This window comes from Bradyrhizobium sp. (genome assembly GCF_050014615.1).
Lineage (GTDB): Bacteria > Pseudomonadota > Alphaproteobacteria > Rhizobiales > Xanthobacteraceae > Bradyrhizobium.
The window spans coordinates 1-16,477 of sequence record NZ_JBEKCZ010000048.1 but is presented as its reverse complement, the minus strand read 5'-3'; the positions used below and the strand labels follow the sequence as shown (position 1 = coordinate 16,477).

Below are 16,477 nucleotides of genomic sequence, written 5' to 3'. Positions count from 1 at the left end.
CCCCCTTTAGGTATGGGGGAGGAACTGAGTGAGTTCGCTTTCCGGTAGCGGTCGATCGCGTAGTCCGAGCTTGATCGGGATATCGTAAAGCCGGCCCGGTGCGAAGCGGCGATAGAAGTGCCGCAGGCCGGGAACGATCACCCTGACGACGGAGACTTCGACGTCAGGCCGCGTCTGATTGAGGACCATGAAATCGAGGCCCGCGCGCCTGGCGATCTCGACGCAGGCATCGACTTGCTGGCGGGTGTTATCGAGCGGGACAACTTCCCAGGGGGAGGCCGGTTCGACGATCGGATGCGCACTCGGTATCAAGAACGGATAGTCCTGCAGGCGCAATGGCGTGACGCCGTCGAGGCTCGATTTCTCGCCGGTTCCACCGCCCATCAGGCCGATCGACAGGAACTGGTTCAACTCGGTCAAGGCGCGCAGCAACGCAATGCGTTTATCGAAATGCGCGCCGGAGCCGAACTCGATGTTCTCCTGTCCGTTCTGCATCCAGTGCAATATCGCCACATACGAGGGAACGCCGAGGTCACTGGTGATGTCGAGCACCCAGAGCTTGCGCCCGGTGTCGGCGAGCTGACTTTTTAGATCGTTAACATAGGAGTCGTTGAACTGGCTGAGGTCGACTTCGGCCCGCTGCGATCGATTGTACCACCAGATGGCGTAGGAATCCCGTTCCACCAGTTCGAGGAAGCCCTGAACGATGGCCTCCTCGACCGTGTTGCCGGCCGCGCAGCCGTTGGAATCCGCGTGGAAGGCGCCGGGACCGCCGTAGAAGAAATACAAAAGGCTGGTCGGAAGATATTTGAAACGCTGGTCGCGCAGCGACCACACCGGCGTCCATTCGACCTTGGCCGACGGATCGAACGGCTCCGGCACCAGATGAGAATCCGGCGGTTCGTCTCCCGGATTCCGATATTGCGTGTCGCTAAACAGCAGGACGTCGTTGGGTAGAATGGCGTCACCTGGCGGAAAATCGGCGAACCGCTTTGCCATTCGTATCTCGTCGCCCTGGAAAATCCCCGAATAGCGCTCGATCGCCTCCATCAGCGCGCTGGCTTCACCCTGTTCCGCCGTGCTGCCTTTGCCGAAGCTACCGCCGGTCAATCCCGCCCTGAGCGCATCGACGGTCAGAGCCGGCGCCGAGAAATTGTGTGCCGCATAATAGTTGGTGTTCATCGGCAGATCGGCTTCGATCCGCTCGAGCCGCGTGACGACTCCGGTCAGCGCGCTCACATGCTTTCGGAAACGCGCCACCGTGGCGCGCGAGGATACGGTCCGGTATCCGCCACTCGTCATCATCAGCTTGGCGCCAGAGCCAAGCTCGATCGGCGTCGGCGCCCGGCGCGGATTGCGCAGCTTCCTGTTTCCGCAGGTCGGACATTGCGGGCGTGTCGCAACGTAGTGCTTCACAACATTCGAGCCCAGCAAATCATGACTGATGATGTGATCGTTCAGTTCGGTACGAAAATCGGTCGCGATCGCCTTGGCAATTTCGAGGGCCGCAAATTGAATGGCGCCTTGTCCGAGCGCGTTGCGGGCGAGTGGCGAGATGGCGACAGCGTGCCCCGGTGCGCGGTCGAGAAATCCCTTGACCTCACGATTGCGGATCATGCGATCGAAGAGGCAAGTCCAGCAAGGGCCGTTGCCCGGGTTGAAGAAGGGGCCCACCAGGGGAAAGGCGCCGGAGGGTTGCACCAGCAGCCAGGGCGTTTGGTCCGCCACCCGCTGCTGGTTCAATTCGGCAAGCCGGCGTTCGAGATAGTCGTTCACCAGCGTGATCGTGAGATCCGGGTCGCGCTTGACAACGTTGACGCCGAATTCGCTCAAGGCAGCGGTGAACTCGGCCGCGCCGTTTACGTCGATTGATTCGACGCGCACACGACAATTGCCGAGGTTTTGCTCGGCGATACCCGGCGGCAGGCCGAGGCTCGCCCAATAACCTTCCACCACGCCGGCGGGAGCACCCGATACCGGAACGATGTAGCGGCGCTCGATAAGCCGTTTGAGAGCTTCCTCGACCTTGTCGGGCGGAAATTTTTTTCCGAGATCGTGGGCAAGCTCCGGGAGGCTCTTGCCGCCTTTGCCGATGGCAGCGGCGAGGGCGCAGTAAAGCTCGCCGTGCAGGAAAAACTTTCGGTCCTCGGAATAGAGGCAGACCACATCCGGCGGCAGTACGTAGACGGAGAAATTCGGTGCGAATTGCGGGACGTCTTTTTTAACGGCGTTCCGTGTTGCGCTTTTCTTGGTTGCACTCTTCTTGCGATTACTTTTCATGATGTCAGCACGCGTACCCTGCCGGCTACGCCGGTTCGCCCGTATTCTCCGACCACTGGAACTCCCTCATTCAGCTCGCACGCTGATATGTCTCGATGAGATGTGAGACGGTTCGATCATCAGGCGTGGACCTGCCTGCGCAATCAGGCGGGCAGTACTAAAACATGGATTGGCCGGGTCGACCTTGTCGAACCCGGCCATGACAATTTGCGTCTATCAACCTAGGTGGAAAGCGATCCGCCTTAGCACGGACGGCAAGCGCCCCACGAGAAGCAGCAGCCGCCACAACCGACGCCGCAACGGCAACCGCGGCAACCACGGCAGCCTCTGCAACCGCGACAACCGCCGCAACCGCGCCAGGCGACCTGTACGCCGCTCTGCGCCGCTGCCGTGTTTTCCTTGTCGAAGACATAGAACGTCGCCAGACTGACGTCGGCGATTTCTTCTTCACCGAGGGTGATCGCATGACTCGGCGAATAGTTCGGCGTCTGCGGTACATCGTTTACCGGAGCGACCGCTGCGGATGCGCCACCCACTAGTGAAAAAGTCAAACCGGCAGCCCCGAGTGCCGGGACGGCTTTTGTCACGCGCTTTCGCTTCGAAGTCTGCTTCACTTCTGGCATTGTTGCTTCTCCATCACATTGCGAAAAAGATTTAGTCCAGCATGCAAACTGTACCGCAACGGTTCTCAACCCGCAAGGTGACGACCATACGTGTGCGCGCTGCGGGCACGCTGATTTCGAAGATTTCATGTTTATGAACGGTGTCGGCGCAACCTTTTATTCATGATCCATTCATGATGTCTGTTGTTGTCGACAAACCAAACTTGCGAAGCTCGGAAAGGGCTGCGGCACAGGGTGTTCCGACACTCGTGCCGTCAAACAACCGACAAAAGACATCGCGGTCAACAACCAGGATGCCACGCCGTTCATCTGCGGCCGAGCCGCACGGCTTCTGCTGGCGATTCGCTTCTGGGTTGAGCGAGGCGCACCGCGTCGGTCCTTGCATTCGCTGCTACCCGCCTTTATTGAGGCCAAACGACTTAGCCTCTCAATCATGCGCCGGAAAAGTAGCCAATTCGGCTCAATGCGGCACTGCGACATTTTGCAGGCGCGAACGGAGAACCGACGTGGTCGATTATCCCGGACACTTCGCCTGGTACGAACTGATGACCACGGACATGGCGGCCGCCACGGCCTTCTACGCCAAGGCCGTCGGCTGGGGCACCCAGGACGCATCGACGCCGGATCTGCCCTACACCTTGTTTACCGCTGGAAAAGCCCCGGTATGCGGGATCCTCGACCTGCCGGCGGAAGCGAGGAAAATGGGCGCGCGGCCGAGATGGATGGGTTATGTCAGCGTCAATGACGTGGACGCGACCGCCGACCAGTTCAGGCGCCTTGGCGGAGCCGTGTACGTTCCGCCGACCAACAGCAATATCGGCCGTATCTCTGTTGTCGCCGACCCGCAGACGGCGACGCTTGCGCTGGTCAAAGGCCTGAAGAAACCCGCCCGGCAGCAACCGGCCGAGCTCGGCAAGCCAGGGCATGTGGGCTGGCACGAGTTACTGGCCTCCGACTGGGAGCAGATGTTTGGGTTCTACCGCGGGGTTTTCGGCTGGCAGAAAGCGGACGCCGAAATCGGTCAAACCGATACCTATCAGTTGTTCGCTGTCGGTGGGCAGACGATCGGCGGCATGTTCACCAAGCGTCCGGTAGAGCCGCTCCCGTTCTGGCTTTTCTACTTCAATGTCGAGGATATCGACGCGGCCTCAGCGCGCGTGAAGAGCGCTGGCGGCGAGGTTTACGAGGGCCCGATTGAATTGCCCGATGGCATCTGGATCGCCCGATGCACCGACCCCCAGGGCGGCGCGTTTGCGCTGCAGGGAAAGCGAAGCCACGGTTCCGCGGTCGGATGGTCCACCGAATGGAGCGGGTTTTCGTCGAGAGGCAGATTGCTGGCGCCCAAGCCCCGCGGCAAGGCGTGAACCCTTGATTTCGAGTCAGGCCGGCTTGGGTGCCGAGGTTTTTGGAAGCGGCTTGTCCTGCCTCTTCGACCAGGAGATGTAGTAGGCGACGATGGTCATGAGCGCGATGCCCGTCACGCTGACAAAGATCTGGGCGAACAGCGAGCCGGAACTCATCATCAATTCGAAATGCCCGACAAAGGACAGGAAGACGCCGACGCAAAACACCGCGAGCGACTGCTGACCGCAGACAATGACGGGGTCGAATATCTTCCATTCCAGTCCCGGCCAGTCCTTGGGAACAAACCGGATGATCATGATCACGATCGTCACGAAATGCAGGAAGCGGTAGGGCGCGAGATTGGTCTTGTCGTTGGGATTGAAAGTGTCATAGAGCCAGTGGGGGAACAGCGCCCCGAAATCCGGAAACTTGCCGGCCATGGTCATCACCATCGCAAAAATCAGATAGGCGATGCAAACATACAGGGTGAGGGGCGCATCGATGATCGAGCGGGATTTCCTTGCCCCACCCAGTGCGCACCACGAGCCGAACACGAACAGCACCTGCCAGCAGTACGGATTGAAGTACCAGGACCCCCCGGGATAGGCCGGCAGGTTCCAGCCGAACTGCCGGGATGCGAGCCACAGCCCGATCGAAGCCAGCATCGTCAGCCCGGGCTGCCGCAGCATCATCCACAACACCGGTGGGAAAAAACCCATCAGCACGATGTAGAGCGGAAGCACGTCCAGATTGACCGGCTTGAATTTCAGCAGCAATCCCTGACGCAGCGTTTCGACCGCGCTGTCGACCAGACCTGCCACGTTGAATTCGCTGATGATCTCCGGATCGCTAAAGCGCTGCGCCACGTATCCGATCGCGACGATATAGATAACGAACAGGATGATATGAGCGACGTAAAGCTGCCAGACCCGCTTGGTCAGGCGGGTGGCGCCGACGATGAAGCCGCGATCGATCATCATCCGGGCGTAGACGAACGAAGCGGTATATCCCGAAATAAAGACGAAGAGATCGGCGGCGTCGCTGAAACCGTAATTTCGCGTGGTGATCCAGTTGACGACGTTGTCCGGAATATGATCCAGGAAGATCGCCCAGTTGGCGACACCGCGGAACAGATCGAGCCGCAGATCGCGTCCTTTTTCTGGCAGGGTTGCGTTGATTTTCATGGGGGCCGTTTCGAAAAATGATGCGTTCGAGAGGATCGCTCAGCCGGGCGGGCGTCCGCCACGCGACCGGGCAAAGATTGTCACCGTGCGGCATAGTGACTATACTACTCAAGAAAATGTAACATAAAGCCGGGAATCATCGACCGAATTAGTGATAAGGTGTTTCTATCCTATCCCGACCGTCTCTGCCACGCGCTTCCATGCCGCAATTCTCAAGGGGCCCGACCATCCATGACCGCACGCATCTTTAAGCCCGCCAAAAACGCGATGCAATCAGGGACCGCCAAAACGAGGGAATGGCAGCTCGATTATGAACCCGAACAGCCGCGGGCCATCGAACCGTTGATGGGCTGGACCAGCTCCGGCGACATGAAACAACAGCTCACCATTCGCTTCGATACCAAGGAAGACGCCGTGGCGTATTGCGAACGCGAGGGCATCCCCTATCAGGTATTTGACCCGAAGGAGCCGGCGCGCCGGCAGGCCGCCTATGCCGACAATTTTGCCTTCCGGCGCGGCGAACCCTGGACCCACTAAACGCCAGCCGAGGGCAGCCATGCCTGGGGAGCATTGGCTTCCCACTGGTGAAAGTTCTGGGTTGCCTAAGGCGGCGGCGCAATGACACCATAGCGCAAGCCCGATGCGCTGATTGCGGCGCACCATAACACTGCTGAAGGCCATGCCGCTCCAGTCCAGCACCGACGCCACCTCGTCTGATTTTGCCCGTAACGCCGAGGCGATGCGCGCCTTGGTCGCCGAACTCCGCGAGAGGCTCGATAACGTGGCCGGCGGTGGCGGCGAAGCGTCGCGCGCCCGGCACACCGCGCGCGGCAAGATGCTGGCGCGCCGGCGGGTCGATCTCCTGATCGACCCGGGAACGGCGTTTCTTGAATTATCCCCGCTGGCGGCGTTCGGCCTCTATGGCGGTGATGTCCATTCCGCGAGCATCATTACCGGGGTGGGACGAATATCCGGCCGCGAATGCATGATCGTCGCCAATGACGCGACCATCAAGGGCGGCACCTATTACCCGATGACGGTGAAGAAGCATCTGCGCGCGCAGGATATCGCGCGGCAGAACAATCTGCCCTGCGTTTACATGGTCGATTCGGGGGGCGCGTTTCTGCCGCAGCAGGACGAGATTTTTCCCGACGAGCGGCATTTCGGCCGCATCTTCTTCAATCAGGCGCAGATGTCGGCGCTTGGCATTCCGCAGATCGCGATCGTGATGGGCTCCTGCACGGCAGGAGGGGCCTATGTTCCGGCGATGTCGGATGAAAGCATCATCGTGCGCAATCAGGGCACGATTTTTCTTGGCGGACCGCCGCTGGTGAAGGCGGCCACCGGCGAGGTTGTCACCGCCGAAGAGCTGGGCGGCGCCGACGTGCATTCGAGGCAGTCCGGCGTCACCGATCATTATGCGCAGAATGACGCGCATGCGATCGGAATTGCACGGCGGATCGTTGCCACATTGAAGCCGCCGCAACGCGCCTCCTTGAACATGCGCGAACCGCGCGATCCCCTGTTTGCGCCCGAGGAGATCTATGGCGTGGTCTCCGCCGATGGGCGTAAACCGTTCGATGTGCATGACATCATCGCGCGCGTGGTCGACGGTTCGGAGTTCGACGAATTCAAGAAACTTTACGGCCAGACCCTGATCTGCGGTTTCGCCCATATCTGGGGCTACCCGGTCGGCATCATCGCCAATAACGGCATCCTGTTCAGTGAGAGTTCGCTGAAGGGCGCGCATTTCATCGAGCTGTGCTGCCAGCGCAATATCCCGCTGGTATTCCTGCAGAACATCACCGGCTTCATGGTCGGTAAGAAATATGAGGCCGGCGGCATCGCGCGCGATGGCGCCAAGCTGGTGACGGCGGTCGCGACCGCCGCGGTGCCAAAATTCACCGTGGTGATCGGCGGTTCCTACGGTGCCGGCAATTACGGGATGTGCGGCCGCGCCTATAGCCCGCGCTTCCTCTGGATGTGGCCGAACGCCCGGATCTCGGTGATGGGCGGCGAACAGGCGGCGATGGTGCTGAGCCAGCTGCGGCGCGACAATATCGAGGCCAAGGGCGGTTCCTGGTCGATCGAAGAGGAGAACAAGTTTCGAGCCCCGACGCGCGCGCAGTTCGAAACCCAGGGCAATCCCTATTATGCCACCGCCCGGCTCTGGGACGATGGTGTGATCGATCCCGCCGATACCAGGCTGGTGCTCGGGCTGGGGCTCTCGGCCGCGGCCAACGCGCCGATCGAGCCCACCCGTTTTGGCCTGTTTCGGATGTGATGATGGATCGGTCCAAGCATTTCAGGCGATTTCGTACCCTGCTGATCGCCAACCGCGGCGAGATCGCCTGCCGCGTGATCCGCACCGCAAAGGCAATGGGCCTGCGCACCGTGGCGGTCTATTCCGACGCCGACCGCGACGCCATGCATGTCGCGATGGCCGATGAGGCCGTCCTGCTCGGGCCGGCGCGGGCGCGCGACAGCTATCTCAACATCGCGCGCGTGATCGAAGCCGCGCGCCAGAGCGGCGCGCAAGCGGTGCATCCCGGCTATGGATTCCTGTCAGAGAATACGGAATTCGCACAGGCTTGCCTTGATGCCGGCCTGGTGTTCGTTGGTCCTACCGCCGAGATGATGACGGCGATGGGCTCCAAATCCGGCTCCAAGGCGCTGATGGAAAAAGCCGGCGTGCCGCTGGTGCCCGGCTATCACGGCGAGGCCCAGGACGAGACGACACTGGCAAACGCCGCCGACAAGATCGGCTTCCCGGTGCTCGTCAAGGCCTCCGCTGGCGGCGGTGGGCGTGGCATGCGTGCCGTCAATTCGGCCGGCGACTTGGCCGCCGCTATCGTCAGCGCCAAGCGCGAGGCCAAGGCGGCGTTCGGCGACGACCGCATGCTGATCGAAAAATTCGTCCAGAATCCTCGCCACATCGAGGTGCAGATCATCGGCGACAGCCACGGCAATCTGCTGTCGCTGTTCGAGCGCGAATGCACCTTGCAGCGGCGACATCAAAAGGTGATCGAGGAAGCCCCGTCGCCGACGCTCAATGCCACCCAGCGCGAAGTGGTCTGTGCTGCCGCGCGCAAGGCGGCAGGGGCGGTCAACTATGTCGGCGCCGGCACCATCGAATTTGTCTCCGACGGCAAGGATGTGTTCTTCATCGAGATGAATACACGGCTGCAGGTCGAGCATCCCGTCACCGAACTGATCACGGGCATCGATCTCGTGGAATGGCAGTTGCGTGTCGCCTTCGGCGAGAAGCTGCCGCTGACGCAGGACCAGATTACGCTCAACGGTCATGCCATCGAAGCGCGGGTCTATGCGGAAAATCCGCACAAGAATTTCATGCCCTCGGTCGGCAGGATACGGACCTGGCATACCCCGGAGCCATCGAGCGGCCTGCGGATCGACGCCGGATACCGCGAGGGGGATGCGGTCTCGCCGCATTACGACGCCATGCTGGCCAAGGTGATCGCGTGGGCACCGACCCGCGAGGCCGCGATCGAGCGGCTCAATCGGGGCCTTGAAGAGACCGATGTGCGCGGCGTCGTCACCAACATTCCGTTTCTGTCGGCGCTGGTGACACACCCCGATGTGCGCGCCAATGCCATCGACACCGGCTTCATCGAACGTGAATTGAAGACCTTGGCGCCGCCATCTCCGCCATCTGGCGATCTCGAACTTTGCGCGGCGGTGGCGGGCATCCTGATCGAAGAGGCGAAAGTCACGAAGACCGAGGCGTCGTCGCCGTGGCGCACCGCCGGCTGGATGCCGGTGGGCCGGCGACAGCGACGGTTTGTGTTCCGGCATGGGCAAGGCGCTGAACATGGCGCCGAACAGGAGGCTTGTCTGCATTATGGCAACGGTCCGGCGACAATATCGATCGATGAACGCGAATTTGTCTTCACGTCCGCGCCCACCCTTGATGGCGGGTTCGATCTGACGCTCGACGGCATGAAATCCCATATCGTCGCTGTTATCGAGGGCCATGAATTATACCTGCGAACGCGCAACGGCCGTTTCGACCTGCATTGGGTCGATCCCTTCGGCGGGGACGATGAGGAGCAGGTCGGCGAAGACAAGATCGTGGCGCCGCTGCCGGGAACCGTGGTGGCATTGCTGGCTGAGATCGGCGCCAAACTGGAGAAAGGCGCGCCGATCCTGACGCTTGAGGTCATGAAGATGGAGCAGACCCTGCGGGCGCCGTTTGCGGGCGTGCTGAAGGTGATCAAATGCAAGGTCGGCGATATCGTGCAGGAAGGCGTCGAACTCGCCGAAATCGAGCCGGCAGCCGGATAGGATCGATATGAGCGACCAGGTGCGCATCGTCGAAGTTGGACCGCGCGACGGCCTTCAAAACGAGAAGACGCCCGTCAGCGTCGCCGCGCGCATTGCGTTTATCGAGGCGCTGGTCGGCGCGGGGCTGCATACCGTCGAAGTCGGCGCGTTCGTGTCGCCGAAGGCGATACCGCAGATGGTGGGGTCGGACCAGGTGCTGCGCGGTGTCAATCATCGCCTCGACGGCGAATTCCATGTGCTGGTCCCGAACGAAAAGGGTTACGAAGCCGCGCGCGAGGCCGGCGCCAGGGTGATCGCGGTGTTCGCCTCGGCCTCGGAAGGGTTTTCACGCGCCAATATTAACTGCTCGGTCGCTGAATCGATTGAGCGCTTCAAGCCGGTGGTGGTCCGCGCCAGGGCCGACGGCATCAAGGTACGCGGCTATATCTCCTGCGTGCTCGGTTGTCCCTTTGACGGCGAGGTGAAGCCACAGGCGGTGGTGGACGTGGCGCAGGTGCTGTGGCGGCTCGGCTGCTACGAAGTCTCGCTCGGCGACACCATCGGCGTCGGCACCCCGGTCAAGGCCCGGCAATTATTGCGTGCCGCGGCCGGCGTCGTACCCATGGCCCATCTGGCGATGCACTTTCACGACACTTACGGCCAGGCATTGGCCAATCTCTATGCCGGGATGGAGGAGGGCGCCCGTGTGATCGATTCCGCGGCCGGCGGCCTCGGCGGTTGCCCCTACGCGCCCGGCGCCACCGGCAACGTCGCGACCGAGGACGTGGTCTACATGCTGGAAGGCATGGGCATCGCGACCGGGGTCGATATGTCGAAGTTGCTGGCCGCTACTAACGAGGTGAGTCGCCTGATTGGCCGGGCGCCGGTCAGCCGGGTCGCGGCGGCGCTCAACGCGAAGATGCGAGCCGCCAAGAGCTAATCAAGGGCTCGTAGCGAATAGAATTTCGCTATCCGCCACTTGCCGCCACTGGCTTCACCGCCCGCCGTCCGGTCCCATCACCAGATCGGGCAGGTAGGTCGAAATCTCCGGTAGCAAGCACAATACCACCACGGCCGCCATCATCAGCAGCACGAACGGCAGCGTGCCCCAGATCACCTCGCTGAGCGGGATATCCGGTGCCACGTTGCGAATGACAAAGATATTCAGGCCCACCGGCGGGTGAATGAGGCCCATCTCCATCACGATGGTCATGACGACGCCGAACCAGATGATGTCGAAATTTGCCGTTCGCAGCGGCGGCAGGATGATCGGCGCGGTCATCAGGATGATCGACACCGGCGGCAGAAAGAAGCCGAGCATGACGACCATGACCAGAACAGCCGCCAGCAATTCCCAGCGCGGCAGGTGCATGGCGACGATGGATTCCGCGACCGATTGCGAGATGTGCAGATAACTCATCACATAGGAATATAACAGCGACATGCCGATGATCATCATCAGCATGGTGGATTCGCGGATGGTCGATTTCAGGATCGGCGCCAGGTCGCTCGGCCGCCACACGCTGTAGATCAGCGCGATCAGCACCAGCGCGAGCAGCCCGCCTAGTCCGGCGGTTTCGGACGGTGTCGCATAGCCGCCATAGAGCGCGATCATCACACCCGTCAACAGCAGGATGAAGGGCAGCACCCGCGGCAGAACGTTGAAGCGCTCCGCCATGGTGAAGTCGTCGCGGGCCAGGATGGCTGAGGTCACGCCGGTCTTCGCGTAAACAGCACTGGCGGCGGCATATTCCTTCCTGAAATGGATCACCGCATAGGCGCCAAACAAGGAGACCAGCAGCAGGCCGGGGCCGATGCCCGCGAGGAACAGCCGGCCCAGCGATTTTTCCGCGGCGACCGCGAACAGAATCATGGTGATCGAAGGCGGCAGCAGAATGCCCAGCGTGCCGCCAGCCGCGATAATGCCGGCCGCGAATCCGCCGGAGTAACCGCGTTTGCGCATTTCCGGGATACCGGCCGATCCGATCGCCGAGCAGGTGGCCGGTGACGATCCGGCCATCGCCGCGAACAAGGCGCACGCGAACACGTTGGCGACGCCGAGGCCGCCGGGCACGCGATGCAGCCAGGCATGCAGCGCCGAATACAGGTCCTGGCCGGCGCGGGACTTGCCGATCGCAGCACCCTTGAGAATGAACAGCGGGATCGACAGCAGCGTGATCGAGGCCATTTCCTCATAGACGTTCTGGGTTACGGTATCGAGCGACGCCGAGGGCATATAGATGCCCATGAACACCACGGCGACCGCACCGAGCGCAAACGCGATCGGCATGCCCGAAAACATCGCGAGCAGGGTCGCGACGCCGTAACTGATGCCAACGCCCAGGACGCTCATCGGCGCGCCGCTCCGCTGAGCGGAATGATGATCTGCAACAGGATCTGCACGCATAACAGGGTCATGCCGGTTGCCATCAGGCCGTAAGGGATCGCCAGTGGCGGCGACCACATCGAGTTCGATACCTGACCGTCGACCCAGGCTTCATGCGCGAGCGTCCAGGATTTCCAGGCGAAGAAGGCGCAGAACAGAAAACTGGCGACATCCACCAGCCATAGCCGGATACGATTGACGCTCGGCGACAGCAGTCCGACAAAGGCTTCGATGCCGATGTGGCCGCGCTGTTGCTGAACATAGGCCGATGTCATGAATGTCGCACCGACCAGAAGAAATACCGCCGCCTCATCCTGCCAATAGTTGGGACTGTGGAACAAGGCGCGTCCCAGCACGCTGTAGCTGAGGATCGCGCAGGCTGAGATCAGCGCGACGGCGGCGATGACGACGATGATGTTGTTGCACAAGGCAAGCCCGCGTTCGAGCGCCGCGACGAACGGATTCCCCGCCCGCAGGTTCGAACGGTCGTTTTGATCCGGCAGTGGACCATGCATCATGCGGAGATATCGGACGCGAGTTTCAGCAGGTTGGCCGCGGCCGCGGTTTTCGCGCTGTAGTCCTTCCACGCGGTATCGCGGGCAATATCGCGCCACTTGGCTACGGTTGCGGCGTCGAGGACGCTGACCTTGGCGCCGGCTTTTTCATAGACCTTGGCGACTTCGACGTCGTCGTCCTGCGCGCCCTTCTTGCCGTAGGCCTCCAATTCGGCGCCGACCGCCAAAATGATGTCCTGCTGATTTTTCGGCAGGCTATCGAAAATCGACTTCGACATCATCAGCGGTTCCAGCATGAACCAGTACGATGCGCCGGCGCCCGAAGTCAGCGATTTGGCGACTTCCTCAAGCCGGAACGAAATCAGGCTGGTGGAGGAGGTGATGCCGGCGTCGCATGCGCCGGTCTGCATCGACGCATAGAGTTCGTTTGACGGCACCGACAGCACGGCCGCGCCCGCGGTCTGCAGCACCATGTCCATTTCGCGCGAGCCGCCGCGGACCTTGAGCCCCTTGGCGTCTTCCGGGGCGACGATCGGCCGCGAACGGCTGGCGACCCCGCCGGCCTGCCAGACCCAGCTGAGAATCATGATGCCTTTGTCGGCGAGCAGGTCGGTCAGTGCCTTGCCGACCGGCTTGTTCTTCCAGCTCAGGCCCTGCTCATAGGTCGAAACCAGGCCGGGCATCAGGCCGATATTGGCCTCCGGCATCTCGCCGCCGGCGTAGGGAAGGGGATACAGGCTTATGTCCAAAGCACCTTTGCGCATCGCCGAGAATTGCGCGTTGGTCTTGATCAGCGACGAGTTCGGATAAACTTCGGCCACCATCTCGCCGCCGCTGCGTTTCGCCACCTCGGCGGCGAACTCACGGCATAGCCGGTCGCGGAAATCGCCTTTTTCGATCGTGCCGCCAGGAAACTGGTGCGATATTTTCAAGGTCGTCGCAGCCTGGGCCGTTCCGCTCCCGAAACGCAGGACGGCGGGCGCGGCAAGCGCTGATCCGAGGACATGGCGGCGTGTTAACATGGATTACTCTCCCCAAGGCACTTTACGAGGCATTTTGATCGGGTCTTTCGGGCCAACGTTGAGGCACCCTAGCCCGTTCTCGTCCCGATTTGCTCTAGTCTGATCGTTCGAGGGCAATTCGTAGGTTCCTGCGGCTGCGATATTGCTGCGGTGCACACTTGCGATAACATTCGTGAGAGTGAGCCGGTAGCATCATGATGCGCTCGTCTTGAACCCCGACCGGCGCTTCAAATGCCTGTTATGCAGAAAAACTTTTTCAATTCCACCGTAACAAGCGCGATAGCGGGATCGTCGTTAACATAGCGGCATATGTCGCTTGCGAAATCGTTTCAAAGGATGACCCACCAATGACCATCAGTACTCGCCTCGTGCTCGGAATTTCGGCTGCCGCTGTTTCGCTCAGCCTGGCGCTCGCCCCCGTCGCGTTCGCCCAGGACGCCATGAAGAAGGACGACGGCATGAAGAAGGACACCATGTCCAAGGATACGATGTCCAAAGACACCATGAAGAAGGATACGATGTCCAAGGATACCATGGCGAAGGACACCATGAAGAAAGACGATGGCATGAAGAAGGACGGCATGTCGAAGTAATCGTCGGCGCTGGCTTTGGCGACAGGCTCGCCCCGACAGGGGCGGGCCTGTGACATTCAACACGTCACGCTGTGCAAAGTGAATGGATCCACCCAATGGCCATCCGCACCCGCATCGCGGCCGGAATTTCGGCTGCCGCTGTCTCGCTCAGCCTAGTGCTTGCCCCCGCTGCCTTCGCCCAGGATGCCATGCAGCAGGACATAGATTTCAAGAATTCGTTGTCCCAGGGACATGATGTTGTTCAAACACGAGCGGATCAAGAAAGACGCCATTTCGAGGGGCAACGCGACAAAGCAAGGCACCATCGCCAACTGCACCAGCAAGAAACACGATAGCGCGAAGACGAGAGATCGCGCGAAACCACGAAATGTCGAGGTAATCGCCGGCTGCGCATTTTCCAACGGGCTCGCCCCGACACGGCGAGCCTGAAACGTTCAGCGGGCCATGCTGGCCGAAACTCAGCTATTTTCGTTTTTTGCGGGCCGCATAACGGGCATCGCGCGCCGCCTTGCGCTCGGCCTCGAGTGCGGCTTCCCGCGCTGCGGCCTCTTCCTTTTCGCGCGCGAGCTGGGCTGCGGCAGCGATGGCCGCCTCTTCTTCGAGGCGCTTCTGCTCGGCCTTGGCGGCTTCGCGCGTCAGTTTGGCCTTGGCGCGTTCGGCGGCCTGCGCCTCGCGTTCGGCCTGCCGTTGCAGCACCGCGGGATCGTCGGGGCCAGGCTGGCTGCGAAACTTGTTCAGGATATTTTGCCTGGCTTGCTGCGCCGCCTTCTGCCGGTCCGCGAAGCTAGGTTCCTTGAATCCACTCATTGATCGGGCCTTGTGACTTTCTTTTTGGGTTGGGGGACGGTCGGTTTCACGGCCGCGACTGCGGCGCCTGAAATATACCTCCCACGATCGAGAGCGGTGTACAGCCGCATGGGCCGGGAAGCCACCAAAATACGAGGTCGATTCTGCGATTGGCTAATTATTTCTTGGTACAGAGGGGTCCCATTTCGGGTGATGGTGCCGGACAGGATGCGGTCCAGATGCCGCCGGTATGGATGCCGGGTTGCAAGGTCGTCCCATCGCTCGACAGGCAGGTGACCGAAGCGATGATTTTCGCCGGTTTCGCATTCGCAAGTGCATCCGATCGAACCGCAAGCATGGCTGTCGACGGTTTTGGCATAAACGGTGCTGCTGGCGCCGGCGGGTCGCGGTATTCCGTCCTTGCCGCCCTTTCCAGCCAGCCCCTCAGGGCCGGTTTTGCCTGGTTCGCCTTGCGGACCAGCAGGTCCCGCCGCACCCGGATCGCCCTTATCGCCTTTGGGACCCTCGAAGCATCCGCCAAGCGCCACCGCGCGGTGATGCGGTTTGATTCGACAGCGGTACATTCGCGGGCGAGCATCTACATCAAGGATTTTGGTGCCGTAATTGCGGGGATGACGACCGGTACCGCGCGGTCGGTTGGTAGCAGCGGCGCGTGACGGGTCTGGACGTTACCTCGACCGGTACCGCGCGGTCGGTTGGTAGCAGCGGCGCGTGACGGGTCTGGACGTTACCTCGAACAAGCTTCCTGACGAGTTGGATCGGTGCGTCAACGACGACGAGGCCGCATGCCGCGATCGCGATCGTTCCCAACAATACCTTCAAGCCGATGGCAGGCGATAGTGCGGATGACATGCCGTGGTCGGTCAAGATGCCAAACGAAAGGAGTTGCATTAGATAGATCGGGTAGCTGAACCGGCCGATGATATCGTCGGTGATCAACCATGCCCGCGAGACGTTCGCCTTCACTTGATCGAGGTAAATGACGATCACGGCGTGGCAGAGCAGCGCTGCGTAAATACCAGTCGCAGCCAGATCGTAGCGCTTCGAATTGTATGAGACCGAACTCCATTCTATCGACACGCCGATGATCGTCACGGCCGCGATCAGAGAGCCCAGGGAAAGCGGTGGAATGCGATGGCGGGTATGAAAGGCGACCGCACCAAGTGCAAATGGCAGCGTCCCGCACCACAACGAGTAGTAAAGCTGGACCAATAGAGCGTCGAGATTTGTGAGGCTCAGATAGGCGAACGTGCCAGCGGTGATCACGACGCTTACCGCGAGCCAGACAATCGAGCGCCGTAGTGTAAGAGAAACGCCGCAGGCTATCGCGACATAAAACACCAGCTCGTTGGTCACAGCCCAAGACGTCGGAATGAACAGTGGGCTATCTGAGGGGCGGCTGAGCAGGAAAAGCTGGCGGATAAAGCCAGTAGTGATCT

The 16,477-nt window shown here is 61.1% G+C and carries 15 protein-coding genes; 7 read left to right on the top strand and 8 right to left on the bottom strand.

Annotated elements, in window-relative coordinates; genetic code table 11:
* Positions 1-6: 6 nt before the first annotated feature.
* Positions 7-2,280: a TOMM precursor leader peptide-binding protein gene (locus tag ABR948_RS10440; RefSeq protein ID WP_428116797.1), complete on the bottom strand. Its 2,274-nt coding sequence runs from the start codon at positions 2,278-2,280 to the stop codon at positions 7-9.
* Between the two features lie 242 nt (positions 2,281-2,522).
* Positions 2,523-2,903: a hypothetical protein gene (locus tag ABR948_RS10435; protein ID WP_428116795.1), complete on the bottom strand. Its 381-nt coding sequence runs from the start codon at positions 2,901-2,903 to the stop codon at positions 2,523-2,525.
* Between the two features lie 506 nt (positions 2,904-3,409).
* On the opposite strand from ABR948_RS10435, the gene ABR948_RS10430 reads away from it, so the two are divergent.
* The gene (locus tag ABR948_RS10430) at positions 3,410-4,267 is read left to right on the top strand and encodes a VOC family protein (RefSeq protein WP_428116792.1); all 858 of its coding nucleotides are present in this window, start codon (positions 3,410-3,412) and stop codon (positions 4,265-4,267) included.
* A gap of 15 nt (positions 4,268-4,282) precedes the next feature.
* On the opposite strand, the gene ABR948_RS10425 is transcribed toward ABR948_RS10430, so the two are convergent.
* Positions 4,283-5,431, bottom strand: coding sequence for an OpgC domain-containing protein (locus ABR948_RS10425; RefSeq protein ID WP_428116790.1), 1,149 nt, complete (start codon positions 5,429-5,431; stop codon positions 4,283-4,285).
* A 231-nt stretch (positions 5,432-5,662) separates the two neighbouring features.
* Between ABR948_RS10425 and ABR948_RS10420 the strand changes: the two genes are divergently transcribed.
* The 4 genes from ABR948_RS10420 (at position 5,663) to ABR948_RS10405 (ending at position 10,655) form a co-directional block, all read left to right on the top strand.
* Positions 5,663-5,968, top strand: a complete 306-nt coding sequence (locus ABR948_RS10420; protein WP_428116788.1) for an ETC complex I subunit — start codon at positions 5,663-5,665, stop codon at positions 5,966-5,968.
* Between the two features lie 142 nt (positions 5,969-6,110).
* The gene (locus ABR948_RS10415) at positions 6,111-7,715 is read left to right on the top strand and encodes a carboxyl transferase domain-containing protein (protein ID WP_428116835.1); all 1,605 of its coding nucleotides are present in this window, start codon (positions 6,111-6,113) and stop codon (positions 7,713-7,715) included.
* A 2-nt stretch (positions 7,716-7,717) separates the two neighbouring features.
* Positions 7,718-9,736, top strand: coding sequence for an acetyl/propionyl/methylcrotonyl-CoA carboxylase subunit alpha (locus ABR948_RS10410; RefSeq protein ID WP_428116785.1), 2,019 nt, complete (start codon positions 7,718-7,720; stop codon positions 9,734-9,736).
* A 7-nt stretch (positions 9,737-9,743) separates the two neighbouring features.
* Positions 9,744-10,655 (top strand): hydroxymethylglutaryl-CoA lyase, encoded by a 912-nt coding sequence (locus ABR948_RS10405; RefSeq protein WP_428116782.1) that lies wholly within the window; start codon positions 9,744-9,746, stop codon positions 10,653-10,655.
* 54 nt (positions 10,656-10,709) lie between these two features.
* Here the strand turns inward: ABR948_RS10405 and ABR948_RS10400 are convergent, their stop codons facing one another.
* From ABR948_RS10400 to dctP, 3 genes are read right to left on the bottom strand one after another with little or no spacing between them, the layout of a single operon-like run.
* Positions 10,710-12,068 (bottom strand): TRAP transporter large permease, encoded by a 1,359-nt coding sequence (locus ABR948_RS10400; protein ID WP_428116780.1) that lies wholly within the window; start codon positions 12,066-12,068, stop codon positions 10,710-10,712.
* The gene (locus tag ABR948_RS10395) at positions 12,065-12,619 is read right to left on the bottom strand and encodes a TRAP transporter small permease (RefSeq protein ID WP_428116777.1); all 555 of its coding nucleotides are present in this window, start codon (positions 12,617-12,619) and stop codon (positions 12,065-12,067) included. The genes ABR948_RS10400 and ABR948_RS10395 overlap by 4 nt, the downstream gene beginning before the upstream one ends.
* Complete coding sequence (gene dctP / locus ABR948_RS10390) at positions 12,616-13,638, bottom strand: TRAP transporter substrate-binding protein DctP (protein ID WP_428116775.1); 1,023 nt, start codon at positions 13,636-13,638, stop codon at positions 12,616-12,618. Before dctP ends, ABR948_RS10395 begins: the two co-directional genes overlap by 4 nt.
* 347 nt (positions 13,639-13,985) lie before the next feature.
* Between dctP and ABR948_RS10385 the strand changes: the two genes are divergently transcribed.
* Positions 13,986-14,231, top strand: coding sequence for a pentapeptide MXKDX repeat protein (locus ABR948_RS10385; RefSeq protein WP_428116773.1), 246 nt, complete (start codon positions 13,986-13,988; stop codon positions 14,229-14,231).
* A gap of 95 nt (positions 14,232-14,326) precedes the next feature.
* Positions 14,327-14,566 carry a hypothetical protein gene (locus tag ABR948_RS10380; RefSeq protein ID WP_428116771.1) on the top strand — a complete coding sequence of 80 codons (240 nt, stop codon included), beginning with the start codon at positions 14,327-14,329 and terminating at the stop codon, positions 14,564-14,566.
* 127 nt (positions 14,567-14,693) lie between these two features.
* Here ABR948_RS10380 and ABR948_RS10375 read toward each other — a convergent pair whose 3' ends face one another.
* Together ABR948_RS10375 and ABR948_RS10370 are read right to left on the bottom strand one after the other, a co-directional pair.
* Positions 14,694-15,038: a DUF6481 family protein gene (locus ABR948_RS10375; protein ID WP_428116768.1), complete on the bottom strand. Its 345-nt coding sequence runs from the start codon at positions 15,036-15,038 to the stop codon at positions 14,694-14,696.
* A 582-nt stretch (positions 15,039-15,620) separates the two neighbouring features.
* Positions 15,621-16,477: acyltransferase family protein (locus tag ABR948_RS10370; protein WP_428116766.1), on the bottom strand; the 857-nt coding region annotated here is incomplete at its 5' end.